At 43.5% G+C, this 23,538-nt stretch carries 38 protein-coding genes; 6 read left to right on the top strand and 32 right to left on the bottom strand.

Annotated elements, in window-relative coordinates; genetic code table 11:
* Positions 1 to 403 precede the first annotated feature (403 nt).
* The 4 genes from NIE88_RS19030 to NIE88_RS19015 form a co-directional block, all read right to left on the bottom strand.
* Positions 404 to 619 carry a hypothetical protein gene (locus NIE88_RS19030; protein ID WP_253064775.1) on the bottom strand — a complete coding sequence of 72 codons (216 nt, stop codon included), beginning with the start codon at positions 617 to 619 and terminating at the stop codon, positions 404 to 406.
* Positions 620 to 623: 4 nt separating this feature from the next.
* Positions 624 to 851: a hypothetical protein gene (locus NIE88_RS19025; RefSeq protein WP_253064773.1), complete on the bottom strand. Its 228-nt coding sequence runs from the start codon at positions 849 to 851 to the stop codon at positions 624 to 626.
* Positions 852 to 864: 13 nt separating this feature from the next.
* Positions 865 to 1,236 (bottom strand): hypothetical protein, encoded by a 372-nt coding sequence (locus tag NIE88_RS19020; protein ID WP_253064771.1) that lies wholly within the window; start codon positions 1,234 to 1,236, stop codon positions 865 to 867.
* A gap of 274 nt (positions 1,237 to 1,510) precedes the next feature.
* Entirely contained in the window at positions 1,511 to 1,693 is a 183-nt protein-coding gene (locus NIE88_RS19015) for a hypothetical protein (RefSeq protein ID WP_253064769.1), read from the bottom strand.
* 98 nt (positions 1,694 to 1,791) lie between these two features.
* Between NIE88_RS19015 and NIE88_RS19010 the strand changes: the two genes are divergently transcribed.
* From NIE88_RS19010 to NIE88_RS22885, 6 genes are all read left to right on the top strand, one after another.
* Entirely contained in the window at positions 1,792 to 2,178 is a 387-nt protein-coding gene (locus NIE88_RS19010) for a YhjD family protein (protein ID WP_253064767.1), read from the top strand.
* 106 nt (positions 2,179 to 2,284) lie between these two features.
* Positions 2,285 to 2,653, top strand: coding sequence for a hypothetical protein (locus tag NIE88_RS19005; RefSeq protein ID WP_253064765.1), 369 nt, complete (start codon positions 2,285 to 2,287; stop codon positions 2,651 to 2,653).
* Between the two features lie 32 nt (positions 2,654 to 2,685).
* Entirely contained in the window at positions 2,686 to 3,135 is a 450-nt protein-coding gene (locus tag NIE88_RS19000; protein WP_253064763.1) for a helix-turn-helix domain-containing protein, read from the top strand.
* Entirely contained in the window at positions 3,132 to 3,803 is a 672-nt protein-coding gene (locus NIE88_RS18995; RefSeq protein ID WP_253064761.1) for an AP2/ERF family transcription factor, read from the top strand. Before NIE88_RS19000 ends, NIE88_RS18995 begins: the two co-directional genes overlap by 4 nt.
* Complete coding sequence (locus tag NIE88_RS18990; RefSeq protein WP_253064759.1) at positions 3,800 to 4,102, top strand: hypothetical protein; 303 nt, start codon at positions 3,800 to 3,802, stop codon at positions 4,100 to 4,102. The genes NIE88_RS18995 and NIE88_RS18990 overlap by 4 nt, the downstream gene beginning before the upstream one ends.
* 177 nt (positions 4,103 to 4,279) lie before the next feature.
* Positions 4,280 to 4,477, top strand: coding sequence for a helix-turn-helix domain-containing protein (locus NIE88_RS22885; RefSeq protein WP_373689461.1), 198 nt, complete (start codon positions 4,280 to 4,282; stop codon positions 4,475 to 4,477).
* A gap of 41 nt (positions 4,478 to 4,518) precedes the next feature.
* Here NIE88_RS22885 and NIE88_RS18985 read toward each other — a convergent pair whose 3' ends face one another.
* From NIE88_RS18985 to NIE88_RS18850, 28 genes are all read right to left on the bottom strand, one after another.
* Entirely contained in the window at positions 4,519 to 4,686 is a 168-nt protein-coding gene (locus NIE88_RS18985; protein WP_253064750.1) for a hypothetical protein, read from the bottom strand.
* Between the two features lie 25 nt (positions 4,687 to 4,711).
* Positions 4,712 to 5,527 (bottom strand): hypothetical protein, encoded by an 816-nt coding sequence (locus NIE88_RS18980; protein WP_253064748.1) that lies wholly within the window; start codon positions 5,525 to 5,527, stop codon positions 4,712 to 4,714.
* Positions 5,528 to 5,673: 146 nt separating this feature from the next.
* Entirely contained in the window at positions 5,674 to 5,937 is a 264-nt protein-coding gene (locus NIE88_RS18975; RefSeq protein WP_253064746.1) for a DUF6275 family protein, read from the bottom strand.
* Positions 5,937 to 6,326, bottom strand: coding sequence for a phage holin, LLH family (locus NIE88_RS18970; RefSeq protein WP_253064744.1), 390 nt, complete (start codon positions 6,324 to 6,326; stop codon positions 5,937 to 5,939). The genes NIE88_RS18975 and NIE88_RS18970 overlap by 1 nt, the downstream gene beginning before the upstream one ends.
* A gap of 9 nt (positions 6,327 to 6,335) precedes the next feature.
* The gene (locus NIE88_RS18965; RefSeq protein ID WP_253064742.1) at positions 6,336 to 7,616 is read right to left on the bottom strand and encodes a GH25 family lysozyme; all 1,281 of its coding nucleotides are present in this window, start codon (positions 7,614 to 7,616) and stop codon (positions 6,336 to 6,338) included.
* Positions 7,617 to 7,666: 50 nt separating this feature from the next.
* Positions 7,667 to 7,975 carry a hypothetical protein gene (locus NIE88_RS18960; protein WP_253064740.1) on the bottom strand — a complete coding sequence of 103 codons (309 nt, stop codon included), beginning with the start codon at positions 7,973 to 7,975 and terminating at the stop codon, positions 7,667 to 7,669.
* Positions 7,976 to 8,052: 77 nt separating this feature from the next.
* Entirely contained in the window at positions 8,053 to 8,244 is a 192-nt protein-coding gene (locus NIE88_RS18955) for a hypothetical protein (RefSeq protein WP_253064733.1), read from the bottom strand.
* Between the two features lie 11 nt (positions 8,245 to 8,255).
* Positions 8,256 to 8,390: an XkdX family protein gene (locus NIE88_RS18950; protein WP_253064731.1), complete on the bottom strand. Its 135-nt coding sequence runs from the start codon at positions 8,388 to 8,390 to the stop codon at positions 8,256 to 8,258.
* On the bottom strand, positions 8,390 to 8,752 hold the full coding sequence (locus tag NIE88_RS18945) for a hypothetical protein (protein ID WP_253064729.1): 363 nt from the start codon (positions 8,750 to 8,752) through the stop codon (positions 8,390 to 8,392). The genes NIE88_RS18950 and NIE88_RS18945 overlap by 1 nt, the downstream gene beginning before the upstream one ends.
* A 16-nt stretch (positions 8,753 to 8,768) precedes the next feature.
* Complete coding sequence (locus tag NIE88_RS18940) at positions 8,769 to 9,548, bottom strand: pyocin knob domain-containing protein (RefSeq protein WP_253064727.1); 780 nt, start codon at positions 9,546 to 9,548, stop codon at positions 8,769 to 8,771.
* Between the two features lie 14 nt (positions 9,549 to 9,562).
* Positions 9,563 to 10,192 carry a hypothetical protein gene (locus tag NIE88_RS18935; RefSeq protein WP_253064725.1) on the bottom strand — a complete coding sequence of 210 codons (630 nt, stop codon included), beginning with the start codon at positions 10,190 to 10,192 and terminating at the stop codon, positions 9,563 to 9,565.
* On the bottom strand, positions 10,189 to 11,337 hold the full coding sequence (locus tag NIE88_RS18930) for a baseplate J/gp47 family protein (protein WP_253064723.1): 1,149 nt from the start codon (positions 11,335 to 11,337) through the stop codon (positions 10,189 to 10,191). The genes NIE88_RS18935 and NIE88_RS18930 overlap by 4 nt, the downstream gene beginning before the upstream one ends.
* An 11-nt stretch (positions 11,338 to 11,348) precedes the next feature.
* Positions 11,349 to 11,714, bottom strand: a complete 366-nt coding sequence (locus NIE88_RS18925) for a DUF2634 domain-containing protein (protein ID WP_253064721.1) — start codon at positions 11,712 to 11,714, stop codon at positions 11,349 to 11,351.
* Entirely contained in the window at positions 11,711 to 12,058 is a 348-nt protein-coding gene (locus NIE88_RS18920) for a Gp138 family membrane-puncturing spike protein (RefSeq protein WP_253064719.1), read from the bottom strand. Before NIE88_RS18920 ends, NIE88_RS18925 begins: the two co-directional genes overlap by 4 nt.
* Positions 12,058 to 13,029 carry a phage protein gene (locus tag NIE88_RS18915; RefSeq protein WP_253064717.1) on the bottom strand — a complete coding sequence of 324 codons (972 nt, stop codon included), beginning with the start codon at positions 13,027 to 13,029 and terminating at the stop codon, positions 12,058 to 12,060. The genes NIE88_RS18920 and NIE88_RS18915 overlap by 1 nt, the downstream gene beginning before the upstream one ends.
* A complete protein-coding gene (locus NIE88_RS18910; RefSeq protein WP_253064715.1) occupies positions 13,010 to 13,426 on the bottom strand; it encodes a phage baseplate plug family protein in 417 nt (138 codons plus the stop codon). Before NIE88_RS18910 ends, NIE88_RS18915 begins: the two co-directional genes overlap by 20 nt.
* Positions 13,427 to 13,430: 4 nt before the next feature.
* A complete protein-coding gene (locus NIE88_RS18905; protein ID WP_253064713.1) occupies positions 13,431 to 14,003 on the bottom strand; it encodes a phage baseplate protein in 573 nt (190 codons plus the stop codon).
* The gene (locus NIE88_RS18900) at positions 14,003 to 17,506 is read right to left on the bottom strand and encodes a phage tail tape measure protein (RefSeq protein WP_253064711.1); all 3,504 of its coding nucleotides are present in this window, start codon (positions 17,504 to 17,506) and stop codon (positions 14,003 to 14,005) included. The genes NIE88_RS18905 and NIE88_RS18900 overlap by 1 nt, the downstream gene beginning before the upstream one ends.
* A gap of 235 nt (positions 17,507 to 17,741) precedes the next feature.
* The gene (locus tag NIE88_RS18895) at positions 17,742 to 17,996 is read right to left on the bottom strand and encodes a hypothetical protein (RefSeq protein ID WP_253064709.1); all 255 of its coding nucleotides are present in this window, start codon (positions 17,994 to 17,996) and stop codon (positions 17,742 to 17,744) included.
* Between the two features lie 83 nt (positions 17,997 to 18,079).
* Complete coding sequence (locus NIE88_RS18890) at positions 18,080 to 18,484, bottom strand: phage structural protein (RefSeq protein ID WP_253064707.1); 405 nt, start codon at positions 18,482 to 18,484, stop codon at positions 18,080 to 18,082.
* Positions 18,485 to 18,507: 23 nt separating this feature from the next.
* Positions 18,508 to 19,293: a fibronectin type III domain-containing protein gene (locus NIE88_RS18885; RefSeq protein ID WP_253064705.1), complete on the bottom strand. Its 786-nt coding sequence runs from the start codon at positions 19,291 to 19,293 to the stop codon at positions 18,508 to 18,510.
* Positions 19,294 to 19,460: 167 nt separating this feature from the next.
* Positions 19,461 to 20,525 (bottom strand): DUF3383 family protein, encoded by a 1,065-nt coding sequence (locus NIE88_RS18880; protein ID WP_253064703.1) that lies wholly within the window; start codon positions 20,523 to 20,525, stop codon positions 19,461 to 19,463.
* A 12-nt stretch (positions 20,526 to 20,537) separates the two neighbouring features.
* A complete protein-coding gene (locus NIE88_RS18875; protein ID WP_253064701.1) occupies positions 20,538 to 21,014 on the bottom strand; it encodes a phage neck terminator protein in 477 nt (158 codons plus the stop codon).
* Entirely contained in the window at positions 21,011 to 21,370 is a 360-nt protein-coding gene (locus NIE88_RS18870) for a hypothetical protein (RefSeq protein ID WP_253064699.1), read from the bottom strand. The genes NIE88_RS18875 and NIE88_RS18870 overlap by 4 nt, the downstream gene beginning before the upstream one ends.
* Position 21,371: 1 nt before the next feature.
* Positions 21,372 to 21,896, bottom strand: coding sequence for a hypothetical protein (locus NIE88_RS18865; protein ID WP_253064697.1), 525 nt, complete (start codon positions 21,894 to 21,896; stop codon positions 21,372 to 21,374).
* The gene (locus tag NIE88_RS18860; RefSeq protein WP_253064695.1) at positions 21,896 to 22,255 is read right to left on the bottom strand and encodes a phage head-tail connector protein; all 360 of its coding nucleotides are present in this window, start codon (positions 22,253 to 22,255) and stop codon (positions 21,896 to 21,898) included. The genes NIE88_RS18865 and NIE88_RS18860 overlap by 1 nt, the downstream gene beginning before the upstream one ends.
* Complete coding sequence (locus NIE88_RS18855; protein WP_253064693.1) at positions 22,248 to 23,192, bottom strand: phage minor head protein; 945 nt, start codon at positions 23,190 to 23,192, stop codon at positions 22,248 to 22,250. Before NIE88_RS18855 ends, NIE88_RS18860 begins: the two co-directional genes overlap by 8 nt.
* Positions 23,193 to 23,207: 15 nt before the next feature.
* Positions 23,208 to 23,435: a hypothetical protein gene (locus tag NIE88_RS18850; protein ID WP_253064691.1), complete on the bottom strand. Its 228-nt coding sequence runs from the start codon at positions 23,433 to 23,435 to the stop codon at positions 23,208 to 23,210.
* Between the last annotated feature and the right edge of the window lie 103 nt (positions 23,436 to 23,538).

Raw genomic sequence — 23,538 nt, 5'->3', positions numbered from 1 at the left:
TAGAATCATTGATTTCAGTAGATTACGACCTATGTTTTTAATGCGATTATCCTACTTTTATTGGTAGCAAATACAACTGGTTTTTCATTTCACTATAGGCGTTTCGGAAAAACTCGGCACCAGTTTTGTCACCATCTTCATCCAATTGCTGCGCCCACACCAGTAAGAAATAAATAAACGGCAAAAACATTAAAAATCAAATGAAATACCAATATTGTGCCAAAAATTGAGATGATTTTTGGTTTTAATGATGATTGAAACCGCTGTTTTTGCCAAAACTACAACTTGCACGGTCAACGTAGTTTATGGATAATGATCTTGTGGGGCACAGCAAATAGAGTATTTAAAATACCCGTCCGTTAGCGGATGGGTATTTTGCGTTTATCTCATTTTCATCTTACTCTCAACTTATTATAAGCGTCTTATTTGTTGAGCTAAAATATATTTTTACTCGATAAAAAATACTTTTAACTACTACTGATTCTGTTGTAATTTCAAATTCACTAACTACCTTTAAATCATCATAGAATAAAAACACTTTATTTTTATCTATTATTGATTTAAATTCATTTTCATCGATGAAAATCGTCCATCCATTTCTCAAAACTTTTTTTTTCATCTGTTCAATCTTCTTTAAAAGCAATTTTAATTGTTTTACTTGAATATAAAATATTTAGCTCAATATCTGAATCTATATTCTGAATTGTTATATTGTCTTCTTTATCCAATTCAGCTAAGAACATATAGTACTTATCTGAGTTAAGTAAAATTAGCCTCTTTTCTTCTTGAACAAACAAAGCTTTTTCAGAGCTTACTTCGATTTTCCATTTTCCAAATTGAGTTGACTTCATTGTTCGCACTCCCCTATTTTCCGACGACTGTACCATCATTTTTTAACGATGCCTTTCTTTTTCCATTTTTATTCTTTAATTTCCACTTGCTTCCTTTATGACCATCTTTGTCTTTATCAATATACCACTTAGTCTTAGGATCTCTATAGGCCGTTTTTCCTTTAACCTTGTCTGTAAATCTTTTCATTTTAACTTTTCCCGTCCAAAAGTCTACAAGATCAGATGGTATCCCGTATGTTGAACAAACAACGGATTGATGGAATCCAATTGGAAGTACTATAGCCTTTGCTTCTTTTGGCTGAACAAATGAAATAGTAGAAAATGAAACTGGAAAGATCAATACTAATACTAGTAACAGTTTAACAACGCTTTTTCTTAGTTTCAAATATGACATCTCCTTAAAAATAAACTGGAATATTATGTAAATAATAGTATCATAATTTTTCTCTCAAAAACACGCACATTTCATGCGTGACCACGTATTTTTTTATGCGGCATTACGCATGTTGTGATGCGTGACTACGCATAATCACGCACATTAACGAGGTACATCATTACATCAATAAAATACCAATGGGATAATATTTATGCGGATTTATGACTGACGTTAACATAGAAAATACCCATTCACTTTGGGCGGTGGATGGGTATTTTTGTGTTCATCTCATTTTAGTAAGTGACTTCTGATACTTCTTTAAATAGCCTTCTGCATCTTTAAAACTTGTTCCAAGTTCATTCGCCAGTTCTTCTTTAGAAGGCATCCGCTCGTATTCCTTCCCCAATTTCACAATGGTTGCTTCAATCTCTTTGGTTAATGGTTCATCTAGTATTGATTTCACCATACGATCATCTCCTTTTTAACCATTATACCGAACATATGTACTATTTACCAGTGATATAAGCACATTCGTTCGTATATAATGTTGCTGAGGTGATTGAAATGGATGGCTACTTCCCACAATCCGAACTAACAGCCGAAGAGAAACAGATCATAACGGAATATATGCTACTCCCTTACATCCGCCGAGCCTTAGAAGTCGACAGAAAAGCCATCTTTGCGTCTCATTTAAAGTTTAAAAATCACTACATTGAGCAGCTTAACGATGCCATAAGCAAAGTCACCGCCGACATGAGCAAGAATAAAAAACAGGTTTTTGATTACCATATACGATTTACACGCAGGACGTGGCTAGAATACGAGGTCTATGTGCGTGGCCGGCTGTTTGAGGTTGTGTATCACAAGGGTATCGCCGTGGATTGGATACGGCTACATGTTAAGGATTACTTTCCGCAGGAATTAGATGTAAGCTTGGAACCCCCTAGATAGGGGATATTTTTTTATAAAAAAAATTAAAATAATACCACATAGGGGGTTTACATAAACCTCACATGTGGTATAATAAGAATGTAATCAAGAGAGGGAGGAAAAGAAAATGAAAAACGTAATGAGCAGAGCTTGGGAAATTGCAAAAGAAGGTCAGAAAAAATTCGGTGGTAAGGCTAGTCAATACTTCGCAATGGCACTAAAGATGGCTTGGAAAAAAGCAAAAGAAGGAAATAAAGTTGTATCGATTGCGCAAATCATTTCCGAACTGAACGAATACAGCACCTATACAGCGCGCGAATGGAAGAATTACGGTAAGCATCGCATCTACCTTCAATCGTTTACAAGAGGTGGTGCAAAACGCTCAAACGATGGATTTTTCGAAGTCGTTAATGGCGTAATTGCTGGAAAGTCCTCTGTAATGCGTAACGGCGGTCGCAAAGTTTTCTACAAATTTGAAGGCTACAAGCTTGCTTAATCTTTTTACTCCCTCTCGAAAGGATGATTGATTTGAAACTTGATTTAAACAAATTGCCTATTTATTCCGGATCAGAAGCGTCTCTCTTATGGGGAAAAGATCGCTTTTACGTAAAAACTATAATGCAACAACATCCGGAACGATTTCCGAAAGGAACCATCCGAAAAATCGGTAAGACGTGGATTGTTACCCAAGAAGGAATGGAAGAAGTAACTGGACAAAAATTGGAGGGAATACAAATGGTAAACAAGTTACAAGAATTGGTTGGGAAAACATTCACCCCGCACGAACTGGATGAACAAGCTGTAAGAATAACAGGGCTGCCTGCATTTTTCGACCGTAATGGTTGGGAAACAGCGGTTGAGCAAGAATCGTTTGCTTACGAAAAAGGCGATATTGCTTATAATGTCGTATTTGACTTTGTCAAAAAAGCGGATGAAGATAAAAGTATTTTAAAAGTTGCGGACGTTGAACAGCTTTGAGAAAATCAATAGATATAACCGGCCAGCGTTTTGGTCGGCTTATTGCTATAAAAGAAGTGGAACGAAAAAACGCTATACGACGTTATCTGTGCCACTGTGATTGTGGTAATGAAAAGGTATTAACCGTTAAAGAACTGCGTTCCGGGCATACAAAATCATGCGGTTGTCTCCGGAATCGGCCATCTAAAAACCGCAAAAATTTAATCGGAGTGAAATTTGGAAGATTGACGGTTATTAGCGAAACAAACAAATTAGACAAAAATGGGCGCTTAATTTGGCATTGCCGATGCGCTTGCGGTACCGAATTAGATGTTATCGGACATGATTTAACAACAGGGAATACAACATCTTGCGGTTGCAAAGCGCAAGAACATAGAAACAAAATTAATGATTTTAAAGAAGCACATCGGGTTGAAAATGTACTCGTCCCAACCTTAAAAAGAAAAATTAGAGTAGACAATAAAACGGGTGTAAAAGGCGTCTATTTTAATAAACGGCAACAAAGATATGTCGCTCGTATACAGATAAAAAATAAAAATATTTATCTAGGAACCTTTTCTAAGTTGGAAGATGCAGCAACCGCACGTAAAGCGGCGGAAGAAAAGTATTTTAAACCCTATTTAGACGTAGATAAAAATAATGCCACCCCGAAAGGAGATAAAAAATGAATAAAAAATATCAACTTTTCGTACGAACACTTAATCACAACATTAAGGGTAAAACAATGTATTTTAATGACCTCAGCCAACTAATGTATAAAGAATATGGATTCGACACAACTATAAAAGACGGTTTTGAACTCGTAGACAATTATATTCCCAAAGTCGGAGAAGAATGCTATTTTTGTTGGAGGACTCTTAAAGATAAATATGAAACTATTGACGCTATAATTATTACCTTCTTTATCCTAAACTTAGATGATCCGGATAATCCTAAAATAAAAATAAACAGAATATACGCTGATTAAACTGCCCGGTCAATACCGGGGCTTTATTATGTAAAAAGAAAACGGGGAACCGCCGAATAGCAATCCCCCGTCCTCTATGCAGAGAAGATGTTTCATATTAAATTCCATAAATTACTATAAAATGTTACATAAATATACGTTATAATTTTCTTAACTGACCTGAAAGGATATTCATTCATGACACCAGGGGAAAAGCTAAAACAGTTGAGAGAACAACATGATTTATCATTAAAAGAAATGTCCAAATTATTGCATACCACACCCCGAACTCTGTCCGGTTGGGAACGTGGGCAACGCAAGGCGTCTATTTACGCATATATGAAATGCACAGAACTTTTCGATATAGGCCTATCCTATTTCTATACAGATAATTAAGGAGGAGCCTGCTCAGTGTGGGCTCCTCCTTAATTATGCGTTCAATACGACATCATTAACGTTGTGTTGTTCTGAGAGTCATTGGAATGTTCCTTTTTTAACTGTTCTTGAAACTTAACAAAATTAACTGCTTTCTCAACGGAGTTATTAATCCCACTCACAGGCTTTTCAGCGGTCTTTTTTAATTCATCTTTAGACTTGTTAGCCATAATAATCCCTCCTACATAAATTTTACTACTCATTATATTTTTTATCAAAATATAATTTCCTTTTAATCCATTTAAACCCTTCATGTTTTGTGATGGCAGCAATCTCAATTGGTCCACCTACAGTTTGTGCTCCTGGAGAAAATCTTATGTATTTCTTTGTTGTTTGTATATAAAACTCAGCAAGGTCAATTGCATCCTGAATTGGCATTGCTGGCACGACCATCGGAACTTCAAGATTCTGAGTAAGAAATCCCATTACTTTCCCTACAGTATTATCGTCAATTCCACATATTTTTAAAATGGATGGAAGTTCTGGAGCAAATCCTTTAATAAGTCGTACCATTGCCTCTGGTTGCCCACGCCAAGAAGATCCTGTTTCTTTTTCCCCTTGCCTTAGCCATGGATTAGGTTTGCTTCCACTATCGGGTAATGAAATTTCCCATATTTCTGGATAATCTTTATGTGATCCATAGCCGGCAATTTGAAAACCAAGTGCAGGCTTAACTTGCTTATAACAATTATGGTATTTAGATATAATGAATTCGTTAAATCCTCTAGCCAATTGTTCAACAGTATACTCATTAGTATCTATCTTCACGTCATCATTTTCTGTAATGGTTCTTCTATAATCTTTAATCAACGTTCCGATAGAAGCGTCTCCTATGTTCGCAGCTCCAAAAGTAAAAATACCCACAGGCAACTGCTTATGCAAATGAAATACTTTATTAGCATTCTTATATACATGAACAACTTCGCCGTTTGGACCTTGAGAAAATGTAGTTGCACTGTCTGTTGCAAGAACAATTCCATCATTTATTTTAATGGAAACATCAAGGGTCATATCATCACTCTTTTATTATGTAGTTGAGTAAATTTTAGACCTTTTTTCGGGATAAATAAATAGTGTAAACTGTATTATTTATTTTAACATTTATGTATCCCGGCATAGCCGGGTTTCTTGCGTTATGTTTTATCTAAAAACGGGTATTACTTACCAAATCTGGTGTTTACTATCTTTTTATACGCGTCAAAGTAGTACTCTTCATTGTCGCCATTGTAAGTTACCTCAAAATACAATTCATCGGGAAGCGACGTTGCAAGTAAGGCTTTGGCATTCTGAAGCGTCTTGGCAAGCCACACAACATAAACATCTTTTGGTTCGATGGTGGGCCCATTGGCTACTTCCATGTGCTCATTTGTATATTCAGCAACCATCGCTTTAGCTTTAGAAATAAACTTAGGATCATACATTATTTGTCGCCTTCCTCGGTCGATGCTTCCGTCACTGCTACGGCTTTTGCATCCTCAATCTGCTTTTCAGCCGCACCGAGCGATGCCGGAAGTTCGGCATGCAACTCTGTAACTGCCGCTTCCACGTATGCCCTAAGATGCTCGTCCTTGATAAAATACAGCAGTTTCCGCGCGTATGTGGCTAACTGATCGGCAACATACTGATATTTCTGCGTGCCGGTGCCACCGCCCGGAAACAAGCCCTCTGCCGCTTTAACAAGCGTTGCCGCCTTACTCTTAAGCAGTACATCAATCAGCTTCGGCAGACCGACTTTTAAGCCATATGCAACAGCCGCAGTAACCAGTGTGATAATGGCCGGATCAACAACGTCTTTTAAAAATGTGTCCATGATAACACCTCAGTATTTTAATTTCTGCCCTGGGAAAATAAGGTCAGATTTAAGTTTGTTCTTACTTTTCAATGCCTTCACGGTCGTTTTCTTTACCTTTGCAATCGCCCATAAGCTATCACCTTTTTTAACGGTGTAAGGCTGCTTGGTTGCTTTCTTGACTGTTGCAGCGCCACTCAGTTTGATTACCTGTCCAATACGGATCAGATTGACATTCTTAATGCCATTAAGCTTTGCCAGTTTGCTGACCGTAGTCTTATACTTGCTTGCAATCTTGCCCAGCGTGTCCCCCTTGCGGACGGTGTACGTCTTAGCTGCGCTGACAGTCGCTTTAGGCTTCGGTGCAGGCTTAACGCCACTCTTAAGCTTGGACAGCAAGGCAAGGTTTTGGGCAGCCGTACCACGGTATCCGGTAATGCCGTAAGATGCGGCAAGTTTCGCACGCGAAGCATAAGACCACGCCCTACCCTTGGACTTAAGCCAGTTTACTAGGCTTACGCTACCGATCTTTTTAACGACCTTAGTCGGCGTACTGTTTGGCGCTGTGTTCGTGTTGCTGTACTTGCCGGCATAATCCTGACTTACATCAAAATTGCCGCTGATCCCCGCAAACTTGTACGAAGACGACCACTGCCATGCGCCACGGTTGCCGTTGTACCAAGCAGGCTCTTTAGCGCCGCCGTTATAGCGCGCAAGCCACGGGTCAGAGACTGATAGTTTGCTAGGGTCGAGACTAGACTGATAAAAGCTAGATCCACTGTACACGTCTACTTCCGGATAGCCGAGTTGATGCAACTCCGAGATAAATGCATTGGTGTACTCCGTCAACTTGGCTTTACTTGCCGTCTTAAGCTCCACATCAGCCACTACGATGCCGTCCTTAAGCTTGTCAAAGCCGACATACTGTAATTGCTTATCAAACCAGCGTGCTTCACTCTCGGCGTCTGAGACGCTTGTCAGGCGTGCAAAATGGTACGCATTAACCGACATGCCCGCTTGCTTGGCATTAGCGATGTTAACGGATGCGGCAGGGTCAATGTAACTGCTTCCGTCAGACACTTTAACCACCACGCCATCAATACCGCCTGCTTTTAGCGTCTGGTAAAAGCTGAGTGGCAGTCCGCCTTCTTTGTTCCAATGGCTCACGTCGATAAAGTCCACTCGTGGCGCAGCCTTCGCTGGGGCAATAAAAGAGAGCACCAACGCAATCGTTAGTGCCCCCGCAATAAGTCCGTTCAAAAATCGTTTCAAAAAACTTCGCTTCCTTCTATGATATTTTCCCATTTTCATAGGTTCACCCCCTCTCTAATTATGTATAAAAACAGCGCCCCGAAGGACGCTTATCTAAACCACTTGATCAGGTTTGTGATAATCATACTGATCACGGTGAGCAGCACGCCAATGAGCCATCGCCGCGTCGTCTTACGGTCAGCTACTGACTTCTCGGCACGTGCTTTCTGTGTTTTCTGATGTTCTTCGTACTCACTCTCAAATTCCTGCTGCTTATGCTGCGTCTCAATCGCGATTGCCAGTGCCTTCTGTGACCGCTCGTCTGCCGCTTCTATCTTGGCTAAAGACGAATTAAAGCCCTTGATCTCACCTTTTAACTCGGACAATTCCTGCCGGATCTCCATCAGCATTGACAACACCCGGTCATCCCCCACCTGCACGCCCATCACCTACCTATTTTTTAAGCAAAATAAAAAGACCTCAAAGGTCTTATCACTTATTCATAAATTCCGACGTTTTTAAAAGCGCCATCGGAATCAAAATGAAATTCTGTTAAAAATCCATTATAACCAGTAACATTTTTTGTTTTCGTTTTAATAGTCAAAACGAGTTCTTCCTTTCTTGTCTCGATCTTATGTTCAATGCCAAATCCCTCATACAATGTTTTCAGTTTGCCGATATCCGTCATTTTATCCCTCCTTATGCCGCATAATTTTGCCCCGTGATCGTCTTATAATCCTCTGCCGTGATCCATGTCGCTGTGACAAACACCTTCATCTGATCGTTGGTGTAATAGCCTTTCTGATAATACGTTGTTACCCAAGTCTTCCACATTACGAAGCACCTCCCATCTGTGCCATTTGTAGCATGATCGCAGCATTTTGAGTTTGGAGATCATTAATCATTTGCGCCTGCTGTGCAGACTGCAGAAGTAACTGAGCGTTCTGCTGCTGTAATATTTCAACATCAGACGGTTCTCGTTCAATCGGGTCAGGCATGTATTCTTCAAAAATTTCTTCAAATGTTGCTCCTGATGAATTCTTAACTTTGAACTGTTTGCCCTGAGATTGTTCGGCAAAAAATTGATTATAAATTTCATCTGAAATTACAATATCTGAGTCTAATATATCGTTAATTGCATCGTCCTTGAACCCAAATGATCCATCTTGATTGACAGATAAATATTTTTCCCCCACGATTGAAGATCCCCCCTTAATAACCTATAGCAATATATCTTACATCTCTACTTATTGCGTAATCCTGTACAACGCGAAACTGTGAACCGCTTATTAAATTAACTTCTACTGAGCCAACCTTCCCTGAGTTCATGGCTTCGCCGATGGTTGTTGCTACACAAACCAGAGATGTTGTCGGAAAGGATATCGGAAAGTTAGCAGTCGTAACAGTTGACGGGGGGACAGATCCAATTGCCCCCCATTGTATAACCATTCCAGAAGGAAACTTTTGATAGCCGTTTTGATTTGTACTTGCGGCAAAATCGTTTTCCTTATTAACAAGTCGACACCACGGCGACCATTTGCCTGCATCAACACTCGTTTTCTTTCTACTGAATACTTGGTTATTCGTATAAGGCATACACCACTGATATAATTCCACGCCATTCGCAGTTGCGCAAACCTCGTTACGTATATAGTACCAGGAATCAACACCGGGGCTGTTTATAGGGTTCTTAACAATAAAGCTTCCGGCAACCATTAGAGTATTTAGATTATATCCTTCGTCTAGGAGTCGCCCACCGCCATCGTCTTTAGTGAGTGGAAACTGCTGCATAGTCGCCAACTTCGAGGCAATCTCATCTTTCGTGTAGCCATTTTCCTGCAATTCTTTAATTGCTGCAGGTACTAAAAAGAAAAACCAGTTGAACCAATCGGCAGGTGGCTTTGAACCAGCCTGCCATCCATAATCTTTTACGTTTTGCGGTGGCTCCACTCCCGGAGCATTCCACTCTGGTAAGGGTTTTGTAAAGGGCATTCTTCTCACTCTCCTTAAATCGGTAGTTTATAATCGTTATCAGGCGTCATGACTCCGCCAAAAATTCCACCCGTTGTTTGTTCTATATCCGCAAAACCTTCAGAATCACTCTCAACTTCTCCGCCACTGGCAAAAGCAAAGGTGCCTTCAAAATTTGCCCGGGCTACACTTATTCCTCCGGACACAACGTTATTGATGATTTGCATCATTTGGTTACCACTTAAACCAATTCGATTTAGAGCAGCAAGCGGTGCCTTTTGTATAATGATCGTCGCTGGCTCATCATCCCCAGCTTCTTTTGACGACTGAATAGACAAATCAGTTGGCGAACAATTAAGTGTTTTGCAGATCGCTTGAATGATTCGGTCATAGGTGCCGTCAGATTGTCCTTGGACAATTTTCGCGATAATAATTGACCGATAGATTTCATCCGTCATTTGACCGCGCGGCTGAGAAAAGTTTGCGCCGATCAAATCCAATGTCGTACCTTCAGCCTGCTGCAGATCACGCCACAGTTCAACGGTCCTGATCGTATCGGACAAATCGTCAACTTCACCAGAGATCAGACGCAATACTTTACCAATATTTGAATCCGGATCCTCGGTGTAGCGATCAGTGATTTTAGAAATCCAATCTTTGATCATGCGTGGATCACCTCAATATCAGACGACTTAATCTGAGCCACTTCGTTCGGGCCAATGACAACATTTGTGGTACCGAGTTCTTCGTCGTTGCTCCGACCGACTGTGATCGTCACATCATCAATCCCAACCACTGCATAAGCGCAGCTAAACAGGCGCGAATAAATGACATCCTCTCCCATTTTTAAGCCACTAGTATAATCAACAATGTTCTGCTTGATCTGGTCGTCGCCGTCGATTTCATAAGTTGGATTTGTACTTACCGATACCTGCACGGCAATATCAACCTCAGATGCAAAGTCGAATTTGATGGTGTGGACCGTCCCCGAGTCATCAGTCACATCCACAGATTGACTGCCAACAGTCTCAATTCCGGCTGCCACTGAATTGAGCAGAGTGTCCGCGACATCGGCAGCGGTTCCACCAAGCACATACGCATGAACGGATTTTGGTGGATTGCCTGCGCTGTCCGTTTCCATGGTGCTGTTTGTAATCACGTTTGCGGAGCGTACGCCGCTTGTTTCCAATAACTTCGCCACAATCGATGGAAAGGTCGCATTTCCAGTGCTACTACTTCCAGCCACGAGACGTTGCCGAAACTCAACATCCGTTTCCTGATCTCTGCCGCCAGTCGCCGCTTCGGGGTTCGTGACAGAAGTAATATTTGAATCAGGATTCGCTTGCACGGTAATAGATCCTGCCGCCACGTTCGTATCAACGCCAGTATCCACGGATACCGCGTCGACCGTGCCCTTGCCTTCTGCGTCTAACGTCAACTCGGCAATCGTCTCAAACTGGATACCGCTTTCCGTCGCAAACACGGTGCCTTCCTCAACGACATAATTCGGTTGCCCATTAATCGACAACGTGGCATAACTGCTCGCTGCCGGAATCCGACTTGTGCCCATCAGTGTGCTTAGACGATCTAGCTGCACACCCTCGCTCTTGGTAACGAATCCAGCATTATAGACGCTCTCGGCAAGTTCCCATGCAATGGACAGGAACCAGGCAAACAGGATAATCAAAATGCCAAGGAAAGACTTTTCCGACACGTTAACATCTTCGCCCCAAAGTTGCTTCGCTTTGTCCTGCATGTCCGAAACAAGATCAGCATAGCTTTTTTTCTGAAATCCATTTTCATCAAGCATTCAACCACCTCCTAACTTTCAACATCAACGTCTTCAATGCTGACCGTCTCTCCGTCATCCGCCTTAGTCATCGTTAATGAGACACTCCGTGAACGAGCCACCGGGTCATCATTGAACGTGATCTGATCCACCGTCGCAATCCGCTCTTCCTGTGCAATTGCTTCAACAATATCATCATGCGCATCGTCTTGATTCGCTTGTTTCCCAAGCAGATTATCACGATTAAGCCCGAACTCCGTATTCATAAAAAACTCGCCCTGTCGTGTTTTGAGGATTGATTCAACCGACTGAGCGAGTTCCTCGTCGCCTTCTACCATCACAATCTCACCGTTCTTCATAACGAGATCGCCGTTTTCATCTATAAGTGGTGATTTCATGTTTGGATCACCCCCACAACAAAACAGTCCGTCAGATCATGGCTCCGCGTCGAATCAGGATCAAACTTCGCCGAACCATTCAGTTCATCAAGCGCTCGGTCTGCAAACAGCAGCAACACGACATTCCCCGGGGCTACATCACCCACGTGTTTCAGGACGATGGCATCCTCAATAAGCGGCCATTCATCCGCATTGCCATCGTTATCCACAGACATAAACAGAGGCTCCACATCAGCCGTATGAGCCCCTGAATTGTATTTTTTTACAACTGCCGGCGCCGCAACGTGCAACGACAGTTTAATGTTACGGATCAGCGCATCTGTAAATTTTGTGCTATTGGACATTAGATGACGTTCACCTCCGTGAGAAAATCGGTTCCGTCGGAATAGTGTTTCCCACTCTTTGCGCGATACTTACCGTTGGCAGTCTGGCTTTTCACCGTAATAATGCTTGCCGTCGTGATTCGATGTTGCAGTAAGCACTTAACCGTGTAGCCCTTCCCATTTTCATCATCATCAAACGGTTCGGGACTTTCGACAAGGCCGGAATTGCTGTTTAAAGTAAAATGTTCATCGTCGCCTTCCTCAATTGAGCGGATGACCATCTTACCCCGGCGGTAATACATCGATGCCTTGCAATCCTTCACAACCTCTTCCAAATTGTTCTCGATTAGCCCCGTCACCCGGTAACCTTTCTTATACACTTTATTATAGGGAATGGATAACTTAGCAAGTTTAACGCCTAGATCCTTGCACAGCCGCTTGATGATCGTGGTACCGTGCGTCCCTTTGTTAAAAGTAATGACTTTGGTTCGCTTGCGGTATTTCGCAACCTTGACGGTCTTGTATCGGACAATACTGACATATTTCCGGCCGTTTTTGTATGTCACTTTCTTTTCGGGTTTCGACAATTTCACACGCTGTTTGACATAATATTTTTGTGCCGGATCCGACTGAGCAAGCGTGACCTTTTTATTCGAGTAATCCTCGCCTTCCAAAAAAGAAATAGTCGTGATCTTATCCACACCGTCCTTTTTCGTCAGCACGGTCGAGATTCGCCCGCTGGCAATCACTCCATAATCGCCCCGGTACCCCGCTTGTACAGTACAAAGATCGCCCTTATGGATGCGGCCAATTGTATCCTTGGACAGATTATAAATATCGACAGTCGAGGTGTTTGGCTTGGCGTCATCGTCAAACGGGCACTCGAAATGGATTTCAAGCTTGCTGCCGTCAAATGTGGTCGAGTAGTCCCCACTCACGCTGATTTTTGTCACCCGTCCATAAAGCTGTGCATTAGTCGCCACCACGATCATCTCCATCATCCAAGTCAAAGCCGACCGAATCATCCTTATCATCGTCTGTCGGCCCACTGTCGTCCTCAGAATCGTCGGGAAGATCATCAATACATAAAAACACGGTCACACCGAAGTTTTCCCACGTGATGCGCTGCGCCTGCCCAGATTCATCTAGTGGAGTTATAATCTCCGCAGGCATCGTTTCGGGATCATTAAATTCGCTAAACAGCGGCATATTGAGCACTAGCTTTTCACCGGCAACTAGGACGTTCCCCATGACATCGTAAAGAGTCGCGGTGAAGAAATCATGAGATTCGTTGTATTCGATGTCGATAAAAAAACTGTCGTCCTCGGAATCCCACTCGAATCGGAACGGCAGCTGCGTTTTATCTATGTCGATATAGTCATGCTTCATGCAATCACCTGATTCTCATTTTTTTCTTGGTTGGGTATGGAATTTTGCGAGCCGGCCACGGATTCAATTTTTCCAACGCGGAGACGGTTGTTCCATATTTTCGAGCCGTTGCCCAGTATGTCATCCCACGATAGATTTTCACGTACTTCTTACTCGTTTTCTTTTTTACTGTCTTCTTCTTTTTCCCGACGGTCTTTTTCTTGGCTTTGGCCTTCGCCTTAGTGTTCGACCATTTTTCTTTTACGATTCGGATGAACTGTAGCTGAATGCTTACCGCGGATCCATTTGCCACATTTCCAGTCCGTGTATCATCAATACTTGTGATAATCACGTTTTTACATATTGTTCGGCCCGTATAATTCAGCAACGTTCCTTTTCGCATATTGTCTCTTAAATATTGCAGCTCAGCCTTATAACTGCTGCCTGATAATATCCATCCATCAATAGACAATGTTTGGGGTTGCTGTTGAACGTGATCTGTAATCGGTTCGCCCTGATCAAGCGGATAGGCAGTAGCCGTTACGGAGTTACTCAACTTTTCCGTTTCAATATACAGTTTTACTTTTCCGAGTTTCATCAGTAGGCCACCCCCGGATCGTACAGCCCGGCCATTTCTTTGTAATGATCGTCAAGCGCTTCTTTTACGGCTTTTTTCACATTTCCAGTTGTGCTTCCGTCACCCTTTACGGTCACATGGATTTCCGGATGGTATTCCATGGATCGAGATGACCGGTTGTAGGTTGTGGTCTGCGACGTTTCCGGTGTGTAGGCCGAAGTCTGAGCCTGGGCATTCGCTGTACCAGGAGATTGGATCACGCCAAGCGCTTGCCCCAATCGATTAAATAATCCAAGTGATCGCCTTCGCATGGCCGGTTCGGTTGAAATAACGAATTCGGGATACCTGTGTTCCGCAAGTGCTGCAATCTGCGGTGTTCGCACTTCTCCGCCTGAAGCATACCCTTTGTAACCTCCGCCCGATGCCATTGATTTGATGCCGGGAACATTAAACACAGATCCGTAGCGTGATTTGATATAGCGAATGGACGCTGCCGCATTAGCAACCGGGTTCAAGATTCCGCCAAGATTCGGCAATTTGTAGGCGTTAAATGTGCTGCCAATTGTTTGCATCAGTCCCATGGACGGGTGCCCAGCCTTCGCATTGCTATCCCAACGGTTCACTGCATTCGGATTTCCGCCGGATTCCTTCATGGCGATTGTTGTCAGTGGCTGTAGCCAAGAGAGCGGTGTTCCTGTCGCCCCAAGTGCCGCTGTCAGCCAACCCGTAACGCTTTTACTTCCGCCCGATCCGCCACCAAGCATTCCGGAGAAGAAGGATTTGACGTTGTTCCATCCCTGAACAACACCACCGCCAAAATCTTTTAGAACACTCATGCCTAGACTCTTTAAATTGCCAACAGACAGACCATTAATCAGCCCTTGGACAATGTGACCGCCCATTTTAGTAAACACTGTAGACGGCGAATGAATGCCCAAAATGGAGCGGAATTTTTTAACCAAAGCATTCGCCATATCTTTTATTCCGTCAACAGCATGCACAGCCATGTTTTTAATTCCGTTGCCGATCTTACCAGGCAATGATTTGGCACCATCAACAATGTCATTAAATTTGTTGGTGACAGCTTTCCAGATGTCACCCATCAGACTACCGACAGAACTTTTCATTGTGCGAAAGCCACTGGCTACATTTGAACCGATTTTGGGAATGATGTTGAAGATGAAATTCTTTATTCCGTTCCAAATTGCCGAGACCCCCGTCCTGATTCCCTTAACAATGTTCAAGACAGTATTCTTCATCAAATTGAATCCGGCTTTTGCTCCTCCATAAATGGCTGAAACATAACCACCGATAACCCCTTTGATTCCGCTCCAAATCATTCCTAATGATTTTCGAAGATTGTTAAAGATACCGATTGCATCTGAACGTAGATGTTGGAAATCACCCGTAACAAGGTCGAGAATCAGCAAAACAGGACCGAGTATTACGGTCTTTATGCCCAACCACAGCCCACGCATGATGGTTTTTATTCCATTCATGATCGAAGTCAATCCTGGACTCATTGCTTTGAAAACGGTCATCACTGCCGTGATAAAAGGCTTTACAATCGCAATCGCTGTTGAGCTGATTCCATGCCATACAGTGCTTGATAACGAAGCAATCCCACGCATCGCAGATGAAATGCCGGATCTCGCGCCATTATAAGCCGAAACCGCTGTGCTCGAAATGCCATGCAATGCATTTTTGGTAACGCTGACGGTACCACTCCATAGATTGGAAAAGAATCCTTTAATCGGCCACCAGTTTTTAACGATTAGGTATGCTGCGGCAGCTAGAGCGGCAATGGCAGCCACAACAAGAGTTATAGGCCATACAAGAGCAGCCAATGAAATACCAAAAGCTGAAGTTGCCATACTCAACGCACCAAGTGTCATTGTTAAACCAATAGCTGCTCCGCTTGCCAACAAAATCGCCGCCGCCATTGATGTCAATACAATCACTGCTATTTTTAAAGGTGCGGGCAATCGTGTCATAAAATTGACGACATTAGTCAACAATCCCACAAATTTACCAAATGCCGGAAGAATAAGGTTACCATAGACAATACCCATGGTCTCAAGATTGCCTCTTAACTGCTCAACTGAACCTTTGAACGTATCCATCTTCTGTTTGGCTACGTCTGCGGCCTTGATCTTGGACATGGATTTTGCCATGGAATCAACGCCCTTGGCACCCTCTTTATAAAGAATATTGGCGCCTCGAATAGCATCTGAGCCAAACATGGTGTATAGAGCAGCTTGCCTTTGTTCTCCATTCAAACTGTTCAGATGTGTTTTCAGCAATTGTGCGATTGAAGAGAAACTTTTTACTTGTCCATTTGCTTTAAAGAACGCACTGTGAACAGCGCCCGTACCATTTGCAAGTGCAGTAAATTCTTTGGTCGCTTTTGTTGATCCAACCTTGCTGTTCGTTATTTTCGCTGCGAGTTGTTCCATCTGTCGCATCAGTGTACCGCTGTCGTTGGATAAAGGCTTGACTCCATGATCACGAAGCACCTGCATTGCTTTACTAGCATCAACGGTCGTCAAACCTAATTGCTCAAACATTGCCCACTGATCTTTAGTCATTGGATGGAGCCGTGACATCATTGTTTTTAGAGATGTTCCGGCATCCGAACCTTTGAGACCGTTTTGAGCAAATACTGCTAGCGTGGTACTTGTTCCCTTCAATGTCGCCCCAAGACCAGCTGCCACGGTCGCCGACATGGACAATGAATACTTTAATTCTCCGACATCCGTGGCACTCGCGTTCGCTGCACCAGCAAGAATATCTGCTGCTTTAGAAACTGTCATTCCTCGGTCGTGGAAGGTGTTTAGAGCCGTACTTGCAATCTCAGCAGCATCTTTTAAATTTAGTTCTCCTGCCGTGGCTAAGTTTAGAGAACCGGCCAATGCACCATGCATGATTTGATGGACAGAAACACCTGCTTTTGCCAATTCGCCTTCGGCTTGTGCTGCTTCAACAGCACTATATTTTGTTTTTATACCTTGCTGTATCGCTAGATTTTGCAGCGCACCACTGTACTTATTTACTTCTGCAGGATTCATTACAGATTTCGTATTCGCCATCTCTTGGTTAAAATCAGCAGCAGACTTAACTGTATAGCCAACGGCTTTTGCGACTCCATAACCAGCAGCCGTCAATGAAGCGCTGGCCATCATGAGATCGCCCATATTCTGATGAAGCCTTTCGGACAGTGAAGCCGCTTCATTACCCATGCCATGCATGGAATGAGACATATGGTCCATCTTTGTCCGCGCTTCTGTTGCGGTGTTTCCAAGTCCTGAAATATTGCTCTTTGCCGTATTCGCAGCCTTCTGGACTTCATTGATCGCGCTTGATGCACCATTAGACGATGTTTTGACTCCACCCATAGCTTTATCAAGAATGGCGCCCATTTTATCTGCCGTTTTCATCACGTTATCCATCATTTCGTTGATGCGTTTTAACGGCTCCACGTTGCCAAGAATGTTGACTTCGACATTTGTCTCTCTTAAAGCCACCTAACCACCTCCCCCCGATGACAAATAAAAAAAGAGCCTCAGTTCTGCTGAAACTCAATTTTTTGATTGGTCTTTTACTTGCTCAATAGCAATATCTAGCGCGGCATTGCACTCCATTAAGTCGTCCAGAGACATCCGACAGGCTTCTTCATAGCTGATTTTCTCGCTCATGATCGGTCGCCAGAAATACCATTGTTCCCGTGCTTTCCTTTTGTAATAGCCCTTGCTTTTTGGCTTAGGCGTTAAGAAACGTGGCCGCTTCGACCATCAGATCGTTGAAACCGTCATGTTCATCCCAATACGCCCAATTCACTTTCGGCTGCACAACCACGTGTTCCATGAGTGCGCCGTAATATTTTTCTTCATTCATCTGTCCATTGACATCCTTCGCACGGTCACGAAGCTTAACCGCTTCGCGCACGCCGGGATGTTGCAATGTGTATTCCGTTCCCTCAATTTCAACAACTTTTTGTTCACCAAATTTAGCCATGCTTTTCCGCTCCCTTTGACAATTTTTAATATAATTAAAGACGACCTTCTCAGGCCGCCTTCTTTTATTTCTTCTCCGAGACATCAGATAACCGCATAGTCAAAAACGGAAAACTCAAATTCACGGTCTTCAATGCTTTTTGAAAGTTTAACGTCCGCAGGCTTCTTAATTTTCGCCTTTGTTCCCCCAACTTTCTCTTTAATTTCACTGTTCGAAGTCGCCCAGATCGCAATGGTTTTCTTTGCATTTGCCAACTTGTTCAGATAAGAAACTGACGGAGAAGTCTGCGCCAGCGTAAGCTTAATGGTTCCGAGTGGGTTGTTACTGGTTGCAACGCCAACATCACCTTGTGCGGATACCTTTGTGTCAAAATTATCATTGTCTTGAGACGCTTCGACAAGTGAACCGTCCGAATAACCAGTAATCACAACTCCGTCAACGGTCACGGTCACATTATTCGCATCATATTCATGCACTTCATTACTCATTTGTGTTCATCCTCCTTTTTTATTTAAGCTGCAGTAGGCGTAAAGTGAACGGCAAGTGAATCATCCCATGGACTTTGACCAATTGCATTGACTGCCGCAAACTCAATCGAATATTCCGTACCGTTTTCAAGTTCTGCAACTGCACCTGTCAAGTCGGTACCCATATCAACCTGTGTACCCCATGTGGCATCACTTGTCTTTTTCAGACGATAGACATAGCTCGTGATTGCTGATCCACCGTTATCGGTTGGCGCGGTGACGGTATAGTTACCTGATGCGTCACCCTCCTCAACTGTGGCTGTCGGTTTACCTGGTACGGTTGCCGGTGTCGCATGCTGTGTTGTGCCTGCAGCACTTTCGCCCGCTGCATTAACGGCAACCGCCTTAACTTGGTAGTCGGTTCCGTTCGTCAGCCCGGTAATAGATCCAGTAAGCTGATCTGGATCATTGTTGATGGTTGTCCAGTTTTCAGATCCTGAAGCTGTTTTCCAAAGCACCTTAAATCCAGTCAAATCGTTTTGACCGTTGCTCGGTACCCCATCACTCGCACCAGCGGTAAGCGTAAAGTCAATCTTTCCATTGCCAGCTACTATTGCGATTGTCGGCGCATCCGGTATAGAAATCGTGGTAAATTCTGTCGGCGTGTTCATCGGCCCTTCACCTGAAGCGTTCTCAAGTTTCCCACCAACCTCATAATCCGTACCGGGATTAAGATCTTGAAATTGATAAGGAAGTGTTACATCAGACGCGACTTTAGCGAAACCGGCATCCGTTTTCTTTTTTAGATAGATATTTAATTTGTCAGCCATGATTTTCCCCTTTCAAAGAAATGAATTGGAATTCTTTCCGACCGCGCAGACATTAACCGGCCTACGAGCGGCCATTGACAGAGCAGCAATAAAAGCCCCTATTCCCTTACTGGCTAACGGTTGCGGATGTTCCCGTTATGCCACTAACCGTAAAGTTTTGGGGTGCATCAGGGAGTAGTGGTACTTCCGGATCCTGAACTGCTTGACCCTGAACTTCCTTCACTGATTTCGCCGGTGATTGTCGCCTGATGGATGGCACCAGCGAGTTCAAAGCTGAAGGATAGACCGTTATAGGTACGGCTTGCAATGTCCGTTCCATCGACTTCATCACGAGTCTTTGCAGTGATTGTATAGATCGGCTGACCATCTGCATCCGTTGCAATAATTCCATTTGTGAACGCTTGTTGAAGGACGTTGGTTACCTGGCCTTCCAAAATACCAATACCGGTGTTGTCAAATGAGATTTTCTTGGCATTTGATAGTGCGACTTGGATCGAGTGCTCCATATTGACCTTGATCCAGTCTTTGCTATGAATAACATCGATATATTCACCAGAACCCACAATGCCCTCGGATGTTTGTGGAATGCCCGCTTTGGTCACGTAAGCAATTGCTCCATCGCCATGAATGGCCTGCACTTGCGCGGTCGTGAAGTCCTGCGGCGTAATACCGAGCAGCGTTTTAAACTTCCATGTGATACTGCCAACGGTTTGAGATCCGCAAGCACCCACAAGTGCAGCGTCCGGATGTTCATCCGCAACCGGATGATAGAACACAATCGTGCGATCATAAGTTTTAAATGCCGCACGACTGGCTTCGTCCTCAATTTTGACAACGAGGAATTTGATTCCGAGTGCTTCGACTGCTGGTGCCGCTGCAACTTTGTCCTCCTGCTCTGCGTCTGCGAGAATTAAAAATTCCCAATCCTTTTCTGCGTAGGCGGTAATGGCTTCAGTTAGCTTATATCCTGGTGTTTCATCACCATCGGCCGCCGGATCATAATTGGCAATATAAATTAAATCTGGTCGATTACTTCCCTGCGCGAAAATAGCTGAAGCTTTTTTATAAGCATTGGTTGTATCCGCATAATCCGCCTTGATACTGTCCAAATCCGTATAAGATTTAAACGTCGATTCTCCTGGCTTGTTGGCCAAAATTAAAATCCGCCCTAATCCGATCAGGGCAGCCGGTTTTACAAGATTGATAATGACATGTACATCTTGAACTGGCATGTTGTTGCCTCCTTATTGATTTGTATTTATTGGTGTTGAGACTTGATCAATTATTTCAGTGTCATTGTCCTGAACGACATTTGCAACACGGATTCTAAGATCAAAACCAGCTGATCGCTCGGTGTCTACAGTTAAAAAAGTGTCGCGACTTGATGAGTTCGTTGTACTGACTGCGACAATGCCTTGATCGCTTAGCATCTGCCGTACAGATGTCAGCTTAAACAGCGTTGCTGTCTGCATAGCTAAATTAAGAGCCTCTGAATGGCTTTTCGTATGCCAAGTAAATGAAATGACGATTTCAACATGCTCCGTCAGTGAGTTGGCAGTCAACTCTCCTGCACCAATCGGGAGATAGGGTGTGATGACTGTAAATGTGCAGAACGGATACGCAGGCTGCGTGCCTGAGCTATTCGCAACGATTACGGAATAGTTGAGTTTGCTCTTAATAGCGCTGATGAGCGCCGTATTGATGGCTGTATAATCAATCATGATAACCCACCACTATTCTGCGTATCGTCTGACTTAAGCACATATAGATTAAAGTCTGCATAATCACTGAATGGTGTTTTTGACACGATCGTATAATGCACATCCTTATAGTTGATCTTGCTCTGCAAAGGAATGTCCAAATCCGTGTATAAGTTGCGATCATACTGTGTCAGTGCTCCACCACTTTGATAAATCAAAGATTGTGGCAGAGGAACAATGGCTCCATTACCAGGCTCTGGATCGCTTAAGCCTTCCACCCCCTCACCACTGTCGTCATAACGACCCTCCGCTTTGCGTTGTAGATCGAAGCTGACATTATACTTGTCTATTAGCCTCTTAAATGCGTACATCGCCATCTCAATCCACCTCATAATCCATGGCACCAATCAAGTCTCCGGTGTCTACCAGCGGATTGGATGAGCCCTTTTGTGCGACAGTAAACGGATGATTCGGAGGATTGCTGACGTCGCGAGCATATTGCTGCAGCTTTCCTTTAGCTTCCAATCCAATCATATTGAGTAAGATATTGATTGGTATTCTCGTCTGTACTAGTTCCCCGATCAATTCATCTAACTTATTCATTACTTCATCTTCAGCGTTATCCCAACCTGAGCGGATGAAGGAACGTTCTGGGATATTGATGTACCTTGTGTCTGCTCGTAGAAAAAGTCCCTGTGATGCCAGGTATTTACGCATCTTTTCAGATACCGGTATCTTGCATCCGAACTCATGAATTTCAGCGAGATCGCCAATTGAAATGTCGGTACCGCTGTGCGCCTGATCAGACTTAGAACCAACATATCCGATCTTGATCTTATGGTCTTTGTCAAAAGCTTTCAGCAGGTCGTTAATCTTGTTCTGATCTTTAATCTTCACGCCCATTAGATGAACCTCACTTTCCGATACGGCTTCCAAAGGGCATAAACGCGACCGTAACGCGTCGTTGGATCGTCTGAAAAGGATTGGCTCATGCCGCCAATCGACTCAGAGATAATCGCTGCATCCGCAGGATTAGCTGATTGATTAATTTGAATCATCAGTGCGATCCCCTTTTTGACAGATGCGGGCATTGCCAGATTGCCATCCGAATCATAAAAATCTCGATGGCACCAGTCGCACGCTTCCGCAACCGCATCATCGAGATCCGTTTGTAACTTTTTATCTTGACTTGTGTCCTCTTCGCCGATACCTAACCGATCTTTCAATTCAGTCAAAGCCATATAACTATTCGGATCACTCAACGGTTATGCCCCCTTTCTTGCCTTTCTTCAGCGATGGATCAATGCCAACTATTTTGTATAAGGCGATGCATCGGCATCGAATATCATTGGCTGCGTCTCCGGACATCCCCGGGTACTGTGCTTCGACTCCTGGTGCCAGATTAAAAGGTTTATTAACGTCCCGTGTCTGACCTTCCATAGCCACGTGATTTGCTCCCGGACGATGCCGCACGCGGTTGTCGCCCATGTTCATCCAGGACTTTTGCATCTTTACGCCTTGAAAATCGGCATTTGCCGCACTGTCATACGACGCGGTTTCTCGCACGCGGTGCCCTTCAGTACTTGTGATCATGGTCGCTCGATTTAAACTCATGTCAAAGGCTGTTTGCACATCTTTTGCTACTGCTGCATACCCCTTTTTCTCTATGAATCCTCGTTCGAGTGCCGACTTAATGTCATTCACAATCATTTTCCTGTTCCGTTCGAGTGCAGGGGTCAGTTTCAAGCCTTCAATGTTATTTTTCTCAAGCGCCTGAAGCAGTCGATCAATCTGCTTGGATGACTTGCCCTGCATAATATGGATAATCTCCGCATCATGGCTGTTTTTCAATCGAAAATTAAAGCCAAGTGCCTTCTTGACTTCGGTTTCGATCACACTTTTCTGTGCATCGAAGGTGTAAACATAAATTGAGACAAGCAGTCCAACAATTGAACGTCTGTTTTCCGTCTGTAACTTATCCGCCTGTTGCAAGACGAAGTTTTCAAGCTTGGCAATGTCATTCGTCCGCGCAACATCAGAAAAACTTAACTGATCGCTTCCTGCCTTCATGTAAATCCGTGAAAGCCGAGCAATGAGTGCATCAAGTGATTTCCGGTATTGCTTGCCGATATCCTTGATGATCTGATTTTCATTCTTGGTCAGGTAATCGACAAGCTGTTTAATTTGTTCGTCTGTCATCGATTACCACTCCCTTTACTTATCCAACGCTTTAATAAGTGCCTCTTTGTCCAGAGATTGATAATTCTCAATCCCCTTGTCGGCCGCCCGTTTTTTGAGAGCGGAAACTGTCAATTCATCCAGCGAAAAACCCGAATCTGCTTGCTTTTCTAACGAAACATAATCATCATCTTTGAGCAATATTTTTCCCCGTTCCTCAGACACATACCATTGCTTTGCTGTTCGGATATTCTTAATCCACAATCCAATCGCCTCCAATCATCTAACCTTTAATCGCCCCTATTTCCCCATCAGTTGACGGTTGCCGTCGTACCGGTTATCCCGTCAACCGTGAAGTTTTGGGGTG

This window comes from Sporolactobacillus shoreicorticis (genome assembly GCF_024125445.1).
GTDB classification, from domain to species: domain Bacteria; phylum Bacillota; class Bacilli; order Bacillales; family Sporolactobacillaceae; genus Sporolactobacillus; species Sporolactobacillus shoreicorticis.
Note: the sequence above shows the minus strand (reverse complement) of the source record. Positions and strands in the feature narration are given on the sequence as shown.